Here is a 16,781-nt window from a genome sequence, read left to right on the forward strand (position 1 = left end):
GCGCCAATAAAAGACGTGAAAGCAAAAGGATATTGCCAATGATGAAAGGCATGACGGCCGAACAGAAGGCCGAGCTCGCGCGGAAGTTCACCGAGGCCATTCCGCATTGCAAGGCGCTGGGTATGGTGCTGGAAAAGCTGGAAGACGGCGAAGCGATCATGTCCATGCCGTATGATGAAAAGCTGATCGGGGATCCGCGCACCGGCGTCATCCACGGCGGCGCGGTATCAGCGCTTTTGGATACGTGCTGTGGCTCGGCGGTGATGAGCCACCCCAAAGCCCCCGCGATCACAGCGACGATCGATCTGCGTATTGACTATATGCGCCCGGCCACACCGGGTCAGAAGATCACAGCAAAAGCGACCTGCTACCACGTCACGCGCTCGGTCGCTTTTGTGCGTGCTGTGGCGTTGGACGAAGACGAGGGTCGCCCTGTTGCGACGGCCTCGGGGGCGTTTACTGCCGATGGCAACCCCAAGCGCCGCTCGACCGAGATTTCCAATGACATCACCGATGATGTCAGCGAAGGAGGTGCCGCATGAGCTTGCCCCCGAACCATAAACGCCCCGAACCGGTCGCGGTTGTGAAGCAACGTCGCGATGCCGCCCTATCAGGGCTGGTGGATGGCGTGCCTTACGTGCAGTTTCTGGGTATTCATGTCGAACGCCACGGAGACGAGCTGACGGCCATCTTGCCGTTTGACGACAAGCTCATCGGGAATCCGATGTTGCCTGCGATCCATGGCGGCGTGACCGCTGCGTTTCTGGAAACGGCTGCGGTGATCCAGCTTAGCTGGTCCACCCTGTGGGAGGACATGGAAAGCGGCGCCTTTGATCCCTCGACTCTTGGTCCGGACAACATGCCTTATCTGCCCAAGACCATTGATTTCTCGATCGACTATCTGCGGTCTGGGCTGCCACGCGATGCCTATGCACGCGCGCGGGTGGTGCGACAGGGGCGGCGCTATGCCTCGGTCCATGTGGAAGCATGGCAAGACAGACGCGAGAAGCTTTATGCGCAGGCGACCGGCCACTTCTTGATGCCCGGCTCGTGAACGGCCCCGCGCTGACCCATCGGCGCGTTCTGGCGGTTGCCGGGCCGATTGTTCTGTCCAATGTGACCGTACCCATTCTGGGGCTGGTGGATACTGGCGTCATCGGCCAGTTGGGTGCAGCGGTACCCATTGGTGCTGTCGGCATTGGGGCAGTGATCCTGTCGACCTTCTTTTGGCTCTTTGGTTTTCTGCGCATGGGCACAACCGGCCTGACCGCTCAGGCCCACGGAGCCGGACGACAGGGCGAGGTCGCCGCGATGCTGACCCGCGCCTTGTTGATTGCCGTTGTCGCGGGTTTGGCGCTTATTGCCTTGCAGGGACCACTTTTCTGGGCGGCGTTTCAGGTGGCTCCGGCGTCAGATGAGGTCGAAACACTGGCGCGCGACTACCTCGCCATCCGGATCTGGGGCGCACCTTTCGCCATCTCGGTCTATGCGTTTACCGGCTGGCTGATCGCTCTGGAACGCGCGCGATCCGTGTTGGTTCTACAAGTGGTGATGAACGGGGTGAACATCGGGCTGGACCTGTGGTTCGTGCTTGGGCTGGATTTGGGCGTCGAAGGTGTTGCGATTGCCACCCTTTTGGCAGAGTTCTCGGGCGCGGCGCTGGGCCTGTGGCTGTGCCGCGACATCTTCCGCAACCCGGCATGGTGCGACCGCGCGCGGGTGCTGGACGGGCCGACATTGAAGAATATGGCCGTGGTGAACACCGACATCCTTCTACGCTCGCTATTCATCATGGCGATTTTCACCAGCTTCACCTTCTATGGTTCAGGCCTGTCCGACACGGAACTCGCCGCAAATCAGGTGCTGATGCAGTTTCTGCATGTCACTGCCTATGCGATGGACGGATTCGCCTTCGGGGCCGAGGCGTTTGTCGGCCAAGCGCTTGGCGCCCGAAACCGCGTAGCCGTCAGGCGGGCATCTGTGATGTCCAGCATGTGGGGGGCCGGGATATCCTGCGCATTGGCGCTGGGCTTTTTGCTGGTCGGCGGCTGGGGCATCGACATCATGACCACCGCACCGGATGTGCGTCAGGTCGCGCGGGATTTCCTGCCATATATGATACTGGCCCCGCTTTTGGGTTGGCCTGCGTGGATGCTGGATGGGATATTCATCGGGGCCACGCGCACAAGCGACATGCGCAACATGATGATCCTGTCCGCTGCGATCTATTTTGCTGCGGTCTATGCCCTAATGCCCGCATTGGGCAATCACGGGCTGTGGGTCGCCCTGCTGATTTCCTTCGTAGCCCGAGGGGCAACGCTTGGCCTGCGCTACCCGGCGCTAGAGCGGTCGGCCGGTTAAAAGCGTTAGAGGATCTCCAACACACTTTCCGGAGGCCGCCCGATCCGCGCCTTGCCATCTTTCAACACGATGGGCCGTTCGATCAGGATGGGGTGTGCCAACATGGCGGCGATCAGATCGTCCTCGGGCGTGTCGGCGGACAGGCCCAGCTCTTTAAAGACCTTCTCACCCTTGCGCACTATCTCGATCGGTGTGACGGCCAACGCGGTCAGGACCGCCCGCAATTCTGCCTCACACGGCGCGTCTTCCAAATAACGGCGCACGGTTACGTCTTCGCCTTGCTCTTCCACCAACGCCAATGTCTGACGTGACTTCGAGCAGCGAGGGTTGTGCCAAATCTCGGTCATAGCCACGCCTCGCGTCCGGTGCCCACGGCGTCTGCAACACTGTTGAACCCGTCGCGTTCCAACCGTTCATCAATCCCGCGTGCGATGTCTTCCACAAGGCTGATGCCTTTGTAGGCCAGCGAAGAGTACAGCTGCACGACCGATGCTCCCGCAAGGATCTTCTGATACGCATCCTCGGCGGATGCGATGCCTCCGACACCGATCAGCGGCATCTGTCCATCCGTCAGTTGCGATAGGCGCGCCAACACGCGCGTGGACTTTTCGAACAAAGGTGGGCCAGAAAGACCGCCAGCTTCGCCCTTATGAGAACTTTTCAAACCTTCGCGCGACAATGTGGTGTTGGTGGCGATCACCGCATCCACTTTCACTTCCTGCGCGACACCGGCCACTTCCGCCAGTTCCTCATCCGTCAGATCGGGTGCGATCTTCAGGAAAATGGGGGTGAATTTGTCGTGATTTTTGCGTGCGTCCAAAACGCCCTGCAACAGACCGCGCAGCGCATCGGCACCCTGTAGATCGCGCAGCTTCTCGGTGTTGGGCGAGCTGACATTGACCGTCACGAAATCCACAAACGGCCCGCAGCAATTGAACACCTTCACATAATCCGCCGCGCGGTCGTCGCTATCTTTGTTGGCACCAAGGTTCAGTCCAACGGGCACCGGGCGCTGACGCGAGCGGCGAGTCAGGCGGGCGGCGGCGGCCTCCATCCCTTCGTTGTTGAAGCCGAAGCGGTTGATCACGGCCTGATCTTCGGTCAGGCGAAACAGACGCGGCTTGGGATTGCCAGGCTGCGGGCGCGGCGTGACAGCGCCCACCTCGACAAAGCCAAAGCCCGCTTGGGTCAGCGCATCCACCACGGTGGCGTTCTTGTCATAGCCCGCGGCAAGACCGACTGGATTGGTCATCTCCATCCCACAGAAGGTGGTCTTCAACCGGTCCGAGGTGACAATCCCCGGCATCGGCACCACACCCGCCTTCATTGCCATTAAGGCCAGCGTGTGCGAGCGTTCAGGATCCACCTGATGCAGGGCTTTCAGCGCAATCTTCTCGATCAGGTTCATGCCAAACCCTCCGGAAATTCGTGGCCGTCAGGGCCCAGAGAAAGCTCTCGGTCCCAAAGGGCTTCAGACAGCATCAATTCGCGGTACAAATGCGGAAACAATGCTCCCCCGCGCGAGGGCTCCCATTTCAGTTTCCCGCCCATAGCGTCCGCTTCGAACGCGACCAGAACCAACCCGTCTTCGTCGGTGAAATGCTTGGCAGCGGTTTCGCGCACCTGATCAGCGGTCGAAAAATGGATGAACCCGTCCTGCACATCAATCGGTGCGCCGGTGGTCTTTCCTGCCATCTTGAAGGCCTGCCACTCGGCAGCCCGAAGTATCTTGTAAATCTGCATGGCTCTCATGTGCCGCGTTGGCCCCGGTGCGTCAAGTGCGCGTCAAGCGGTGATGGCAATTCGCGGCATTAACCAAGGCGATCACGTCATGTTCTTGTTACGTCAGCTTGCCACCTAAACACGAGAGTTTTGACAAGCTGGCCCGACTCACGCCACGCTCGTACTCAATTGAATAAACGACAGGGGGTTCCCATGATTTTTCGTCTTATGACTTCGGCTGCTGCTTTGGCCGTGACCACAGGAGCAGCAATGGCCGACTATTCGTTGACCGTTCTTCACACCAACGACTTCCACGCCCGGTTCGAACCAATCAGCAAGTATGACAGCGGTTGCTCGGCCGAAGATAATACCGAGGGCAAGTGCTTTGGCGGCTCGGCCCGTCTGCAAACCGCGATCGAGGAAGCGCGTTCGCGCACCAACAATGCAATCCTTGTGGATGGCGGTGACCAGTTCCAGGGCACGCTGTTCTATACCTATTACAAGGGCAAGCTTGCCGCTGAGATGATGAACCAGATGGGCTATGACGCGATGACCGTGGGCAACCACGAGTTTGACGATGGCCCGGAAGTACTGCGCGGCTTCATGGATGCCGTGAACTTCCCGGTGCTGATGTCGAACGCAGATGTCTCGGGCGAACCTTTGCTGGCTGATAAGCTGGCGAAGTCCACCGTGATCGAGCGTGGCGGCGAAAAGCTGGGCCTGATCGGCCTGACACCGCAGGACACGGACGAGCTGGCCAGCCCCGGCGATAACATCGTCTTCACCGATCCAGTTGGTGCTGTGCAGGGCGAGGTCGACAAACTGACCGAAATGGGCGTGAACAAGATCATCGTGCTCAGCCACTCGGGCTATGGTGTCGACCAGAAGGTTGCCGCAGGCACCACAGGTGTCGACATTATCGTGGGCGGCCACACCAACACGCTGCTGTCCAACTCGAACGAACGTGCGGAAGGCCCGTATCCGACCATGGTTGGATCGACGGCGATTGTCTCGGCCTATGCGTACGGCAAGTTCTTGGGCGAGCTGAACGTGACCTTTGACGACGAAGGCAACATCACCGAAGCCAAGGGCGAACCGCTGATCATGGATGGTGGCGTGCATGAACATGAAGCCACCAAAGCCCGCATTGCCGAAGCCGCAGCGCCGCTGGAAGAAATCCGTCAACGCGTCGTTGCCAATACCGCCGAGGCGATTGATGGCGAGCGCGGCTCGTGCCGTGCAATGGAATGCGCCATGGGCAACATCATTGCTGACGCGATGCTGGACCGCGTGAAGGATCAGGGCATCGAGATCGCAATTCAGAACGGCGGCGGCATCCGTGCGTCGATCGATGCGGGCGATGTCACCATGGGCGAAGTGCTGACCGTGCTGCCGTTCCAAAACACGCTGTCGACCTTCCAAGTGTCAGGCGAAACCATTGTTGCCGCGCTTGAAAACGGCGTTAGCCAGCACGAGGAAGGCGCAGGGCGCTTCCCCCAGGTGGCAGGCATGACCTATGCGTTTGATGTCTCGAAAGAGCCGGGAAGCCGGGTGTCTGACGTGATGGTCGGCGGTGCGCCGATTGATCCGGCTAAAATGTACGGCGTTGTGTCCAACAACTACGTGCGCAACGGCGGCGATGGCTACAAAATGTTCCGTGATGCGCAGAACGCCTATGACTATGGTCCCGATCTGGCGGATGTGACTGCCGAGTACATGGCCAAGATGGGTCCGGTGAAGCCGATGCTGGACGGACGTATCATGCAGAAATAAGGGCGACTGACCCTTTGAAAGCCTCCGACGGGAAACCGCCGGGGGCTTTTTCGTTTCATGAAGGCGCGTTATGATGCGCGCATGGACCATCCGCTTTTTGACCTCATCGAACAGAAAATCCGCGCCGCCGAAGAGGCTGGCGACTTCGATAATCTCGAAGGCGCGGGAAAGCCGCTGCCCAAGGTGGATGACCCCGAGAACGCAGTGTTCAATCGGCTGGTGCAGGAAAGTGGTGCCGTGCCCGAGTTTGTGCGTCTGACACGAGAACTAAAGCGGCTGCGCGAGGAACTGGCAGAAACCGGTGATCGCACCCGCCGCACCGACATCATGAAGGAAATGTCGATGATGGACGCGCAGATCGAACTGGCGCGCAAGGGGCGCTATTGACCATTCCAGCGCTTGGTCGCAGCTAGAACGCGAAGGCCAAACCGTCGCGCAGTCTCAAGATCTTCGGGCAGCAGATCCTCGTCCGCACCCAGTTGTTCGGTCACCATCAGCCCTAGCCAGCTTCCGTCTCGGTTCAGTCCGGGATGATCAGGTTTCACGGGCGCGCCAATGTCAGTGGGGCCAACCCAGATCATGCCCATCTGGGCTGCGAAGATCGACAGACGTTGCAGCGCGGCCAGCTTGTCCCCGGAAGGGTGAATGGCCGTGGTAAAGCCCGCTGCGATCTTGTCCTTCCAAACGCTGTGTTCCCAACGTGTATCAATCTGTTCCAGAAACAGACTGAAGCGGGCAGCGGCGGATCCCATATAGGTGGGCGCACCGAAGATGATCGCGTCGGCCTGATCCAGCGCTTGCCAGTCGGCATCGCTCAGGGAGTCCACATCCAGCGGTCGGGCCTCGTCGCCGATGGCCTTGGCGATGGCGTTCGCGATGCGTTTTGTGTGTCCGAACCCGGAAAAATAGGGGATGCAAATGCTGAGCTTCTTCATGCTGCCACTCTGCTGCGAAACGGCGATCACTCCAAGCGAAATCATTTCTTCCCACAGCGCGTTGGCTGTGGTCATCTGATTGGGCGGAGGAGCATCACATGACCATATTCACCGGACCAGAGATCTGCAAACTGGAAGCGCACGAGGTTGTTGCATTGTTGCGTAAGGGCGAGCTGTCGCCGGATGATCTGATTGACGCTTCCGAGGCGCGATTGGCTCAAGTGGAGCCTGATGTGAATGCGGTGCCGGTGATCTGTGCGGATCGGGCACGTGCGGCGGCAAAGACGTTGAATGGCGATCACAATCATCCCGGCTGGCTGGCGGGTCTTCCCATAGGGATCAAGGATCTGACGCCGGTAGCAGGTGTGCGGTCGACCTTCGGCACCAAGGCCCTTGCCGACAATATCCCGAAAGACAGTGACCCGATTGTGACGCGGCTTGAGGGGCGTGGCGGCGTGGTCATGGGCAAGACGAACACACCCGAGTTCGGGGCAGGGGGAAACACGTTTAACGATGTATTTGGGGCGACGCTGAACCCGTGGGACACGCGCCTGAACGCTGGTGGCTCGTCTGGTGGGGCGGCGGTGTCGCTGGCCACGGGATCACTATGGCTGAGCCACGGGTCAGACCATGGCGGCAGTCTGCGAACCCCGGCGGCTTATTGCGGAATTGTGGGGTTGCGCCCCAGTCCCGGCCTGTGCGCGTCCGCGTCCGTTACGGGATTTATCGGAGAGGGCGTTCAAGGGCCGATGGCGCGATCTGTCACGGATTGCGCCTTGTTTCTGGATGCGATGGCGGGATTTGAACCGCGCGCGCCGCTGTCTTTCCCGGCTCCGAATACGCCCTATCAGGAAGTGGTTAAACAAGCCGGCACCAAGCTGCGCATTGGCTTCGCCCCTGATCTTGGCGGTTTCGCCCCGGTCGATACGGATATGGCCCGGTATTTACAGCGCGCGATGAGCGCGATGGAGGGCGCAGGTGCAACGGTCGAGGAAGCCTGCCCAGACCTGCCCGACTTGGAGCGTACCTATCACGTCATCCGCGGTGGTATGTGGGTTGCGAACTTCATCAAGGCTCCGAAGAATCTGACCCAACATTTCAAACCGACTTTGGCCGAGAACCTATCCTTTGGCTTGTCACTGACCGCAGAAGATATCGCCAAGGCGCAACTGTCCCGCTCGCTGATTTATGACAACATGCGCGGCTTCCTTGAAAGCCACGATGTGCTAGCCTGCCCGGTGGTCGGCAACATGCCCCATCCACAATCTGAGGAATGGGTAAGCGAGGTTGGCGGGCAAACCCTGACTGGATACATGGACTGGCTGCGCTTTGCCTTCCTGGCGACCGTGGCGGGACTGCCCGCGATCTCGGTGCCTATTGGGCTGTCGGATGACGGGTTGCCGGTCGGGCTTCAGCTGATTGCCCCCCCGCGTGGCGAGGCAAAGCTTCTTGCCGCAGCCCGTGCGGTTGAAATGGTGATGGGTGGGCCACTTGGTCCGATTGACCCGGTCACGCCCAAAAGCTAAGCCCAAGGCGATTTCAGGAGAGCCGACATGTACGACCAGAACCACCTTGCCCACGCTATTTCTCGCGCCTCGGATGGGCGTCACGACGCCACTTTCTTGACGGATGGGCGCACGGGCAAAGTGACCAGCTATGGCGAATTCTGGGCCAATGCAGAGCGCATGGCGGCGGCATTGGTGGCGCTGGGTGTCGCGCCGGGGGATCGCGTGGCCGTACAGGCTCCGAAAGAGCCCGCGATGTTGGAGCTTTACGTGGGCACGGTACTGGCGGGCGGTGTGTTTCTGCCGCTGAACACGGCCTATACGCCGGACGAGGTCTCGTATTTCTTGGGTGATGCGGCCCCGCGCGTGTTCGTCTGTGAGCCGGGCAAACTTGAAGCACTGACGTCGGTTGCCAACGATGCAAGTGTTGCGCATGTGCTGACGCTTGGCGCAGGCGAGTCTGGAACGCTGGTCCCCGCCCGTGACGCACAAGAGCCAAGCTTCGAGGCCGTGGCGCGCGAAGCGCTGGACCTTGCCGCGATCCTCTATACATCAGGCACCACCGGGCGGTCGAAGGGCGCGATGCTGACCCACCGCGCGTTGGCTTCGAATAGCGAAACCTTGCGGGATTACTGGCGCTTTACTGACAAAGACGTGCTCATCCATGCGCTGCCGATTTTCCACACCCACGGGTTGTTTGTTGCGACCAATGTGACCCTGATGGCAGGCGGGGCGGCGGTCTTCCTGCCGGGCTTCGATGCTGAAGCGATCATTGATGCGATGCCGAATGCGACCGCGCTGATGGGCGTGCCGACCTTCTATACGCGCCTCCTGAAAGACGACCGTCTGGCCGAGGCATCCAAGGGGATGCGGCTTTTCGTGTCCGGATCCGCGCCGCTTCTGGCCGAGACCCATGATCGCTGGCGTGAGGTCACGGGCCACGCGATCCTTGAGCGCTATGGCATGACTGAAACCAACATGAACACCTCAAACCCCTATGACGGCGAGCGTCGCGCAGGCACTGTTGGTTTTCCGCTGCCGGGGGTTGAGGTGAAAGTTTGCGACCCGGTATCGGGTGAGACATTGCCCGATGGTGAAATCGGCGTGCTGGAAGTGCGCGGCGACAACGTCTTCGCGGGCTATTGGCAGATGCCTGAAAAGACTGCGGAAGAGCTGCGCGAGGATGGCTGGTTCATCACGGGCGACTTGGCCATGATCGATCCGGATGGCTATGTGACTATTGTCGGGCGCGGCAAGGACCTGATCATCACCGGCGGTTTCAACGTCTATCCGAAAGAGGTCGAAGGCGTAATCGACGAGCTGCCGGGGGTTCTGGAAAGTGCGGTGATTGCCGTCCCGCATGAGGATTTCGGCGAAGCTGTGGTGGCCGTCGTTGTGGCGCAGGATGGTGCATCTCTAGACGAGAGCATATTGAAAGCGGGTCTGGCTGACAGCCTAGCCAAGTTCAAGCAGCCAAAGCGCGTGGTCGTCGTGGATGAGCTTCCGCGCAATACGATGGGCAAAGTGCAAAAGAACATTATGCGCGAGACTTATGCGGATCTGTTGAAGGGGTAGGGGCGCTGCCCCTCGCGGCGGTGCCGCTCACCCCGGGATATTTCTGGTAAGAAAATGAGAGAGGCCGGACCTGTGTCGAGGGTCAGGGTGCTCTATCCGGGCGGTGGGCCGTCTTTCAGGCGGTAGCCCACAAAGGCCGCGTGCAGATAGTTGCGTCTTAGGGATGGGAACGGGAAGCGTGGCAGGGGGCGTGTGTGCACTGGAAGCTCGGATATGCGCCCAAGTGCCATGTCGGCAAGCCGCGCGCCAGTCCATGTGCCCATCGCAACGCCGTTGCCGTGAAAGTTCAGACCTGCCCATGCGTTGGTGCTGTCGCCGATCGGTCCGGCATAGGGCAGAAGGTCTTGCGAGAGGCTGATGAGGCCTGACCAGAAATGCGGGGTTTCGATATTTCCCCAGGCCGGGAACATTGCGGCAAGGTGCTGTTTCATCCGTGCGCGCATCGCGGCCTGACCTTCGGAACTGGCCCCGACATTGCCACGCGCGCCGAACAGGAACCGCCCATCAGGCAGCAGCCGAAAATAGTGCAACAGGTTGCGGCTGTCATAGGCCATCAGGTCCGTGCTCCAACCTTGTGCTGCGATCTCATCCGGGGTCAATTTGCGGGTCACAAGGATGTTAGACTGGACCGGCAAATAACGTCCGGTCAGCCAATCCGGCACGCCGTCAGACGAATACCCATTGGTGGCGATGATCAGCTTTTTCGTGGTGATCCGGGCCGTGGGCGTTGTCAGGACGTGGTGGGTGTCGGCGTGGGCAATATGGGCCACAGGGCTGTTGGCGGACAGGGTGGCCCCTGCCGCTTGGGCAGCAATTGCCAAGCCACTGACATAGCGACCGGGATTGAGGGCAAAGCCCAAGGGCAGGATCAGCCCACCGTGAAAGGCGCCGTTCATGCCGCGTGTTTTCAGGTCTTCCGCCGGAATAAGCTCGGCCGGGTGGCCCAGTTCGGCCCACTCGGCTTGCTCGGCGCGGAGATCCCCCATGGCCTGGGGCGTGTGGGCGAGGAGGAGTTCGCCGTCCGAGTGGGTGTCGGCGTCGATATTGTGACGTTCCAACAGCTCGGCCACCAGTTCGACCGCAGCTTTCTGTGCTGAGAAATATGCCTTCGTGGCATCTTCTCCGAAACGCTTTCGGATCCCGCTCAGCCCCAGTTTGTCACCACCGATCGTGCAAAATCCCCCATTGCGACCGGACGCGCCCCAGCCGGGGGACTTCGCGTCCAAAACCACCACTTCGGCCCCAGCTTGGGCAAGGTGAAGTGCCGCCGAAAGCCCAGTGAAGCCGCCGCCAATGACCGCGACTTCAACTTGATGATCCCCTTCAAGGGCGGGCCAATCGCCTTCGGGGCGCGGCCAGATACATTCTGCTCGCGCGGCGTCGGAATAGGCGTAGTCCTCGTAGATGCGTCTGGGTGCTTTGGGGGGCATCAGAGGCGTCCGAGGTAGGTACGATACTCCACATGGGTAATTTCATGGGTGAGCTGCGCGATCTCGTCGCGGCGCATGGCGGAATAGACATCCACATAGCGCTGACCGAAGATTTCGACCGCTACGTCCGAGGCCGCGAACCGCTCGACCGTCTGGAACCAGTCCGCAGATAGGGTTTCTGCAGGTTCCGCACCCGCATCGTCCAGTGGCAAGGGCAGGGCAGGTTTGGTGTTCAGCCCATGCAACATACCGCCAAGGATCGCGGTGATTGCCAGATAGGGGTTCACGTCGGCGCCCGCAATCCGGTGTTCCAGACGTGCGCCGGGGCCTTTGGTTTCCGGAAGGCGCACACCCGCCGCGCGGTTATCAAAGCCCCAATCGGGGGCCGAAGGCGCGAAGCTTAGCGGTTTGAAGCGACGGTAAGAGTTCATATGCGGGGCGAAGATCGCCTGTAGGTCACGCATCGTATCCAGCGTCCCGCCCACTGCGTATTTCAGCGCATCAGATGGCCCATCCGAGCCGTCGTCAAACACGTTCTTGCCGTCGCGATCCACGACCGAGGCGTGCACGTGCATCCCGTTGCCGGGGAAGTCTGCATAGGGCTTGGCCATGAAAGTGGCTTCCATCCCATGTGTGCGGGCCACCCCACGCACGAGACGCTTGAACAGCAGCGCCGTATCGGCGGCCCACATCACGTCATCGGTGTGGTGGAAGTTGATCTCGAACTGGCCGGGGCCGTACTCGGCGATCAAGGTATCCGTGGCCAGACCCTGCAGCTCGGACGCTTTCAGGATGTCGTCCAGAATGTCCTGCGTGCGCTCCAGCACCTCAAGGTCATAGTTCTGTGCGTCGGGGCTGCGATCCGGCGGGGTCGGCGCTGCATCCTGATCGGTGCGGGGTTTGAACAGATAAAACTCCAGCTCGGTTGCAAGCACCGGGTGCAGACCCGCCGCGTGCAACTTGTCGACCATACGCACCAATTGCTGGCGCGAGGAAAGGTCCGAAATTTCGCCAGTATCTGGGTCAATCATTTCGACTTGCACTTGTGCCACGTTGCCCTTGGCCCACGGGACAGGTTTAAGCGATCCCGCCACGGGTACGATGCGCCCGTCGGGGTCGCCGACGATGATGCCCAGCCCGGTTGCCTCAACCTCTTCGCCCATGATGTTGGGTGCGTAGGTTGAAATCGGCAGGCGCACGGCGCCCTCGGTCAGTTTCTTTTCATCATCCCCCGGCAACCATTTGCCGCGCAAAACGGCATTGGCATCGCACAGCATCAGCTCGACCCGGTCAGGACGCCCATGGGTTTTGCAATAGGTTGCGTATTCTTCCAGAAAGTCGCTCACTGGATAGCCTCCTGTTCGTCCTTCGCGCGTTTCGCGATGGACCGTTTCGAGGTGAGAGATGCCCCAATCACGCCGACCGCCACAAGGGTAATCATGATCGTGGATAGGGCGTTGATCTCGGGGCTAACGCCCAATCGGACTGCCGAGAAGATCTTGATCGGCAGCGTGGTCGAGCTTGGGCCAGAGGTGAAGCTGGCGATGACAAGGTCATCCAGCGATAGGGTGAAGGCCAGAAGCCAGCCTGAAATCACCGCAGGCGCGATGATGGGCAAGGTGACAAGGCGGAAGGCCTCGAAGCCGGTGCAGCCAAGGTCCAGTGCGGCCTCTTCCAGCGATTGGTCAAAAGTCACTAGGCGGGATGACACCACGACCGAGACGTAACACATCGAGAATGTTGTATGCGCCAGCACGATGGTCAGCACGCCGCGGTCCAGGCCGATGGCGATGAACAGAAGCAGAAGCGACAGACCGGTGATTACCTCGGGCATCACCAGCGGCGCATAGATCATGCCGCTGAACAAGGTGCGCCCGTGGAAGCGTCCTGCGCGGACCATCACATAAGCAGCCATTGTGCCCAGCACAGTTGCCACGGTCGAGGACATTACCGCCACTTTCAGCGTGACCCATGCGGCATCAAGGAAAGCTTCGTTGCGGAACAGCTCGCCATACCATTTGGTCGAGAAACCCGCCCAGACGGTCACAAGTTTGCCGCCGTTGAACGAATAGACGATCAGGATCAGCATCGGGATATAGAGGAAGGCAAACCCGAGGGTCAGCGATACTGTATTGAACCAGCTTAGACGTCTCATTTGCCGGCCTCCCTTTGCTTTTCTTCGTTGCGTTGGAACAGCACGATGGGAATGATCAGGATCAGCAGAAGCACGACGGCCACAGCCGAGGCGACCGGCCAGTCGCGGTTCGAGAAGAACTCTTCCCACAGAACCTTACCGATCATCAGCGTTTTCGATCCGCCCAGAAGCGACGGGATCACGAACTCGCCCATGGCAGGGATGAAGACCAGGAAGCTGCCAGCAATGATGCCCTGTTTGGCAAGCGGCAACGTCACCAGCCAGAACGCGGTCATGCGCGAGCAGCCAAGGTCTTCGGCAGCTTCCAGCAGGCTTTCGTCCAGACGCTCCAGCGCCGAATAGATCGGCAGCACCATGAAAGGCAGATAGGTGTAGACAATACCGATATAGACGGCGGTGTTGGTGTTCAAAATGGTCAGCGGCTCGCCAATGATACCGATGCCCATCAGAAGCTGGTTCAGTAGACCTTCCTGGCTCAGGATCGCTTTCCACGCATAAACGCGGATTAGGAACGAGGTCCAGAAGGGCAAGATGATCATCATCATCAGGGTCGGGCGCCATTCATCCGGAGCACGGCTCATGCCATACGCGATAGGGAAACCCACAAGCAGCGCAAGGATCGTCGACATCGTCGCGATCTTCAGGCTGGACAGATAGGCTTTCCAATACAGGTCGTCTTGGGTGAGCCACGTGAAGTTTTCGATATCCAGCTCGGATAGCCACGCCGTGAAACCTGCCCAGCCTTGGGACAGGTCCAGCGTAGGGGTGTAGGGCGGGATGGCCAGTGCTGTGTCCGACAGGCTGATTTTCAGCACGATCAAGAACGGCACCAGAAACAGGGCCAGAAGCCAAAAATAGGGGACGGAAATCAGGCCAAAGCGTTTCATGACGTCAACACCACGCCCGCGGTGTCGGTGAAGCTGAGCCACACATCCTGTTCCCACGTGATCGCGCGGCGGCGAATGCGGCGGGTGTTGGCGGCCTGCGCTTTGATCAACTGCCCGGTGGACGTCTGGATCACATAGGTCGACATGTTGCCCAGATAGGCGATGTCATGCACCTTGCCGTGCACGATGTTGGTCATGTCTGAAGGTCGCTCGGTCGAGATATTCACCTTCTCGGGGCGGATCGCCAGCGTGGCACGGGTGCCCGCAGGAATTTCGTCATGGGCGATGCCGATCAGATCCTGCTGACCTTCGGCCCAGCTGATCGTTGCATGGTCGTCGCCGGATTTGGTGACACTGCCTTCGATCAGGTTCACGTCGCCGATAAAGTCGGCAACATAGACCGATCCGGGCTCTTCATAGATCTTCGCGGGGGTGTCGACCTGAATGATCTTGCCGTGGTCCATCACGGCGATGCGCGAGGCAACCGTCATGGCTTCTTCCTGATCGTGGGTCACGATCACGAAGGTGGTGCCGGTCTGTTCCTGAATGTCCATCAGCTCGAACTGAGTATCCTGACGCAACTTTTTATCCAGCGCGCCAAGCGGTTCGTCCAGCAACAGAAGCTTAGGGGCCTTCGCCAAGGACCGCGCCAGCGCCACACGCTGTCGCTGTCCACCCGAAATCTGATGGGGCTTGCGGTTCGCGAATTTACCCAGTTGCACAAGGTTCAGCATCTCGTCGACGCGTGCTGCAATCTGGTCCTTCGGAAGCTTGTCGCGTTTCAGGCCAAAGGCGATGTTTTCAGCAACCGACAAATGTGGGAACAGCGCATAGCTTTGGAACATCATGTTCACCGCGCGCTTGTTCGGCGGGATCGGCGCGACGTCTTGCCCGTCGATCAGAATGGTACCCTCGGTCTGGGTCTCGAAGCCTCCCAGCATCCGCATCATCGTGGTCTTGCCGCAGCCTGACGGACCCAACAGTGCGAAGAACTCTTTTTCATAGATGTCGATAGTCAGATCATCGATTGCGGTGAAGTCGCCAAAGCGCTTGGTGACGTTCTGGAACCGGATCAACGGGGTGGCCTGGGCATCTTCCCAGGGGGCAAACTCGGCAGGTGCCGTGGCAAGTGCGACGTCAGACATGATGAACCTCGGGGGAATAAGGGAACTCCCCCCGATGCGAATACACCGGAGGGAGCGGGAGAGTGGGCTTAGGTGCCCGACTTGATTTTGGTCCACAGGCGCGTGACGACGCGCTGGACTTTCGGTGCGTAAGGCGTGGTGGTGTACAGCGTACCCAGCGCTTCTTCGGTCGGATAGATCGCCGGATCGCCGATCACGTCCTCTTCCAGATGCGCTTGCGACGCTTCGTTGCCGTTTGCGTAGTAAACATAGTTCGACGCTGCCGCCATGTTGTGCTCGTCCATGATGAAGTTCAGGAACTTGTGAGCAGCATCAGGGTTCGGTGCGTCCGCCGGGATCGCCATCTGGTCGAACCACATCAGCGAACCTTCCTTGAAGGCGTTATAGGCGATCTCGACACCATTGTCGGCTTCAGCTGCGCGGTCACGCGCCTGCAGAACGTCGCCCGACCAGCCCACGGCTACACAGATGTCGCCATTGGCGAGCGCATTGATGTATTCCGAGCTGTGGAACTTCTGTACGTAGGGCGCAATGGCAGTCAAAATCGGCTCGGCCTTGGCGATAACCTCGGGGTCGTGGCTGTCAGGATCTTCGCCCAGATAGGCAAGTGTTGCCGGGATGATTTCTGCCGGGGCGTCAAGAATGTGCACGCCGCAGGCCGCCAGCTTTTCCATGTTGGCCGGATCCATGATCAGCGCAAGGCTGTCGATCGGAGCATCTTCGCCAAGCACTTCTTTGACTTTGCCGACATTTACGCCAGCACCGGTGGTGCCCCACATATAGTTGATCGAATAGGCGTTCTCAGGATCATACTTGGCAGTCCGGCTGGCGATAACATCCCACATGTTGCCATGGTTGGAGAGTTTCGACATGTCGAGCGGCTGGAACGCACCAGCAGTGATCTGGCGTTGCAGGAAGGTGCCCGAAGGAACCACAACGTCATAGCCCGACCCACCGGCCAGCATCTTGGTCTCCAGAACTTCGTTCGAATCGAAAACGTCATAGATCAGCTCGATCCCGGTCTCTTCTTCGAATTTTGTCAGCAGTTCTTCGTCGATATAGTCCGACCAGTTATAGACGCGCACTTCTTCGGCGGTGGCAGCGGTTGCCCCCATCACAAAGGCTGCGCTCATCATAAGCCAGGATTTTTTCATACACTCTCTCCCTGTTTGGGGCGTGACGCCCATTTGCGACATTTGATCAAAAAACTTCGCTTCACGCAATATGGTAAAATTGCAGAAGCCATAGTAGGTTGCTTTCAAAGATTATCTTCGGAGCCGCAATAGGCAAAAC

Annotated in this window: 17 protein-coding genes; 7 read left to right on the forward strand and 10 right to left on the reverse strand. The window is 59.6% G+C overall.

Annotation, left to right across the window (positions count from 1 at the left end; genetic code table 11):
• Positions 1-38: 38 nt before the first annotated feature.
• Genes ACP15F_RS02680 through ACP15F_RS02690 form a run of 3 tightly spaced genes read left to right on the forward strand, consistent with a single transcriptional unit; the run spans position 39 to position 2,361 of the window.
• Positions 39-542, forward strand: a complete 504-nt coding sequence (locus tag ACP15F_RS02680; protein WP_424939305.1) for a PaaI family thioesterase — start codon at positions 39-41, stop codon at positions 540-542.
• Positions 539-1,054, forward strand: a complete 516-nt coding sequence (locus ACP15F_RS02685; protein ID WP_424939306.1) for a PaaI family thioesterase — start codon at positions 539-541, stop codon at positions 1,052-1,054. The genes ACP15F_RS02680 and ACP15F_RS02685 overlap by 4 nt, the downstream gene beginning before the upstream one ends.
• Positions 988-2,361, forward strand: a complete 1,374-nt coding sequence (locus tag ACP15F_RS02690; RefSeq protein ID WP_424939307.1) for an MATE family efflux transporter — start codon at positions 988-990, stop codon at positions 2,359-2,361. The genes ACP15F_RS02685 and ACP15F_RS02690 overlap by 67 nt, the downstream gene beginning before the upstream one ends.
• Before the next feature lie 5 nt (positions 2,362-2,366).
• On the opposite strand, the gene arsC is transcribed toward ACP15F_RS02690, so the two are convergent.
• From arsC to ACP15F_RS02705, 3 genes are read right to left on the reverse strand one after another with little or no spacing between them, the layout of a single operon-like run.
• Positions 2,367-2,708, reverse strand: coding sequence for an arsenate reductase (glutaredoxin) (gene arsC, locus ACP15F_RS02695; protein WP_424939308.1), 342 nt, complete (start codon positions 2,706-2,708; stop codon positions 2,367-2,369).
• On the reverse strand, positions 2,705-3,769 hold the full coding sequence (locus tag ACP15F_RS02700) for a quinone-dependent dihydroorotate dehydrogenase (RefSeq protein WP_424939309.1): 1,065 nt from the start codon (positions 3,767-3,769) through the stop codon (positions 2,705-2,707). Before ACP15F_RS02700 ends, arsC begins: the two co-directional genes overlap by 4 nt.
• Positions 3,766-4,104 (reverse strand): DUF952 domain-containing protein, encoded by a 339-nt coding sequence (locus ACP15F_RS02705; RefSeq protein ID WP_424939310.1) that lies wholly within the window; start codon positions 4,102-4,104, stop codon positions 3,766-3,768. Before ACP15F_RS02705 ends, ACP15F_RS02700 begins: the two co-directional genes overlap by 4 nt.
• A 192-nt stretch (positions 4,105-4,296) precedes the next feature.
• On the opposite strand from ACP15F_RS02705, the gene ACP15F_RS02710 reads away from it, so the two are divergent.
• Complete coding sequence (locus ACP15F_RS02710) at positions 4,297-5,856, forward strand: bifunctional metallophosphatase/5'-nucleotidase (RefSeq protein WP_424939311.1); 1,560 nt, start codon at positions 4,297-4,299, stop codon at positions 5,854-5,856.
• 81 nt (positions 5,857-5,937) lie between these two features.
• The gene (locus tag ACP15F_RS02715; RefSeq protein ID WP_108857396.1) at positions 5,938-6,243 is read left to right on the forward strand and encodes a DUF1992 domain-containing protein; all 306 of its coding nucleotides are present in this window, start codon (positions 5,938-5,940) and stop codon (positions 6,241-6,243) included.
• Here ACP15F_RS02715 and ACP15F_RS02720 read toward each other — a convergent pair.
• Positions 6,237-6,866: a flavodoxin family protein gene (locus ACP15F_RS02720; protein ID WP_424939312.1), complete on the reverse strand. Its 630-nt coding sequence runs from the start codon at positions 6,864-6,866 to the stop codon at positions 6,237-6,239. The genes ACP15F_RS02715 and ACP15F_RS02720 overlap by 7 nt on opposite strands.
• A gap of 23 nt (positions 6,867-6,889) precedes the next feature.
• Between ACP15F_RS02720 and ACP15F_RS02725 the strand changes: the two genes are divergently transcribed.
• Positions 6,890-8,317 carry an amidase gene (locus ACP15F_RS02725; protein ID WP_424939313.1) on the forward strand — a complete coding sequence of 476 codons (1,428 nt, stop codon included), beginning with the start codon at positions 6,890-6,892 and terminating at the stop codon, positions 8,315-8,317.
• A 27-nt stretch (positions 8,318-8,344) separates the two neighbouring features.
• The gene (locus ACP15F_RS02730; RefSeq protein WP_424939314.1) at positions 8,345-9,871 is read left to right on the forward strand and encodes a malonate--CoA ligase; all 1,527 of its coding nucleotides are present in this window, start codon (positions 8,345-8,347) and stop codon (positions 9,869-9,871) included.
• Between the two features lie 92 nt (positions 9,872-9,963).
• On the opposite strand, the gene ACP15F_RS02735 is transcribed toward ACP15F_RS02730, so the two are convergent.
• The 6 genes from ACP15F_RS02735 to ACP15F_RS02760 form a co-directional block, all read right to left on the reverse strand.
• Entirely contained in the window at positions 9,964-11,301 is a 1,338-nt protein-coding gene (locus tag ACP15F_RS02735) for an NAD(P)/FAD-dependent oxidoreductase (RefSeq protein WP_424939315.1), read from the reverse strand.
• Positions 11,301-12,647: a glutamine synthetase family protein gene (locus ACP15F_RS02740; RefSeq protein ID WP_424939316.1), complete on the reverse strand. Its 1,347-nt coding sequence runs from the start codon at positions 12,645-12,647 to the stop codon at positions 11,301-11,303. Before ACP15F_RS02740 ends, ACP15F_RS02735 begins: the two co-directional genes overlap by 1 nt.
• Complete coding sequence (locus ACP15F_RS02745) at positions 12,644-13,456, reverse strand: ABC transporter permease (protein ID WP_424939317.1); 813 nt, start codon at positions 13,454-13,456, stop codon at positions 12,644-12,646. Before ACP15F_RS02745 ends, ACP15F_RS02740 begins: the two co-directional genes overlap by 4 nt.
• Positions 13,453-14,343 (reverse strand): ABC transporter permease subunit, encoded by an 891-nt coding sequence (locus tag ACP15F_RS02750; RefSeq protein ID WP_424939318.1) that lies wholly within the window; start codon positions 14,341-14,343, stop codon positions 13,453-13,455. The genes ACP15F_RS02745 and ACP15F_RS02750 overlap by 4 nt, the downstream gene beginning before the upstream one ends.
• Positions 14,340-15,488, reverse strand: a complete 1,149-nt coding sequence (locus tag ACP15F_RS02755) for an ABC transporter ATP-binding protein (protein WP_424939319.1) — start codon at positions 15,486-15,488, stop codon at positions 14,340-14,342. The genes ACP15F_RS02750 and ACP15F_RS02755 overlap by 4 nt, the downstream gene beginning before the upstream one ends.
• Before the next feature lie 68 nt (positions 15,489-15,556).
• A complete protein-coding gene (locus ACP15F_RS02760) occupies positions 15,557-16,642 on the reverse strand; it encodes a polyamine ABC transporter substrate-binding protein (RefSeq protein ID WP_424939320.1) in 1,086 nt (361 codons plus the stop codon).
• Positions 16,643-16,781: the final 139 nt, after the last annotated feature.

This window comes from Aliiroseovarius sp. S253 (genome assembly GCF_049800855.1).
Lineage (GTDB): Bacteria > Pseudomonadota > Alphaproteobacteria > Rhodobacterales > Rhodobacteraceae > Aliiroseovarius.

Bases quoted from the DNA above. Each gene is read 5' to 3' on its own strand.
- ACP15F_RS02680 (WP_424939305.1), top strand. From the start codon at position 39: ATGATGAAAGGCATGACGGCCGAACAGAAGGCCGAGCTCGCGCGGAAG.
- ACP15F_RS02685 (WP_424939306.1), top strand. From the start codon at position 539: ATGAGCTTGCCCCCGAACCATAAACGCCCCGAACCGGTCGCGGTTGTG.
- ACP15F_RS02690 (WP_424939307.1), top strand. From the start codon at position 988: ATGGCAAGACAGACGCGAGAAGCTTTATGCGCAGGCGACCGGCCACTT.
- arsC (WP_424939308.1), bottom strand. From the start codon at position 2,708: ATGACCGAGATTTGGCACAACCCTCGCTGCTCGAAGTCACGTCAGACA.
- ACP15F_RS02700 (WP_424939309.1), bottom strand. From the start codon at position 3,769: ATGAACCTGATCGAGAAGATTGCGCTGAAAGCCCTGCATCAGGTGGAT.
- ACP15F_RS02705 (WP_424939310.1), bottom strand. From the start codon at position 4,104: ATGCAGATTTACAAGATACTTCGGGCTGCCGAGTGGCAGGCCTTCAAG.
- ACP15F_RS02710 (WP_424939311.1), top strand. From the start codon at position 4,297: ATGATTTTTCGTCTTATGACTTCGGCTGCTGCTTTGGCCGTGACCACA.
- ACP15F_RS02715 (WP_108857396.1), top strand. From the start codon at position 5,938: ATGGACCATCCGCTTTTTGACCTCATCGAACAGAAAATCCGCGCCGCC.
- ACP15F_RS02720 (WP_424939312.1), bottom strand. From the start codon at position 6,866: ATGACCACAGCCAACGCGCTGTGGGAAGAAATGATTTCGCTTGGAGTG.
- ACP15F_RS02725 (WP_424939313.1), top strand. From the start codon at position 6,890: ATGACCATATTCACCGGACCAGAGATCTGCAAACTGGAAGCGCACGAG.
- ACP15F_RS02730 (WP_424939314.1), top strand. From the start codon at position 8,345: ATGTACGACCAGAACCACCTTGCCCACGCTATTTCTCGCGCCTCGGAT.
- ACP15F_RS02735 (WP_424939315.1), bottom strand. From the start codon at position 11,301: ATGCCCCCCAAAGCACCCAGACGCATCTACGAGGACTACGCCTATTCC.
- ACP15F_RS02745 (WP_424939317.1), bottom strand. From the start codon at position 13,456: ATGAGACGTCTAAGCTGGTTCAATACAGTATCGCTGACCCTCGGGTTT.
- ACP15F_RS02750 (WP_424939318.1), bottom strand. From the start codon at position 14,343: ATGAAACGCTTTGGCCTGATTTCCGTCCCCTATTTTTGGCTTCTGGCC.
- ACP15F_RS02755 (WP_424939319.1), bottom strand. From the start codon at position 15,488: ATGTCTGACGTCGCACTTGCCACGGCACCTGCCGAGTTTGCCCCCTGG.
- ACP15F_RS02760 (WP_424939320.1), bottom strand. From the start codon at position 16,642: ATGAAAAAATCCTGGCTTATGATGAGCGCAGCCTTTGTGATGGGGGCA.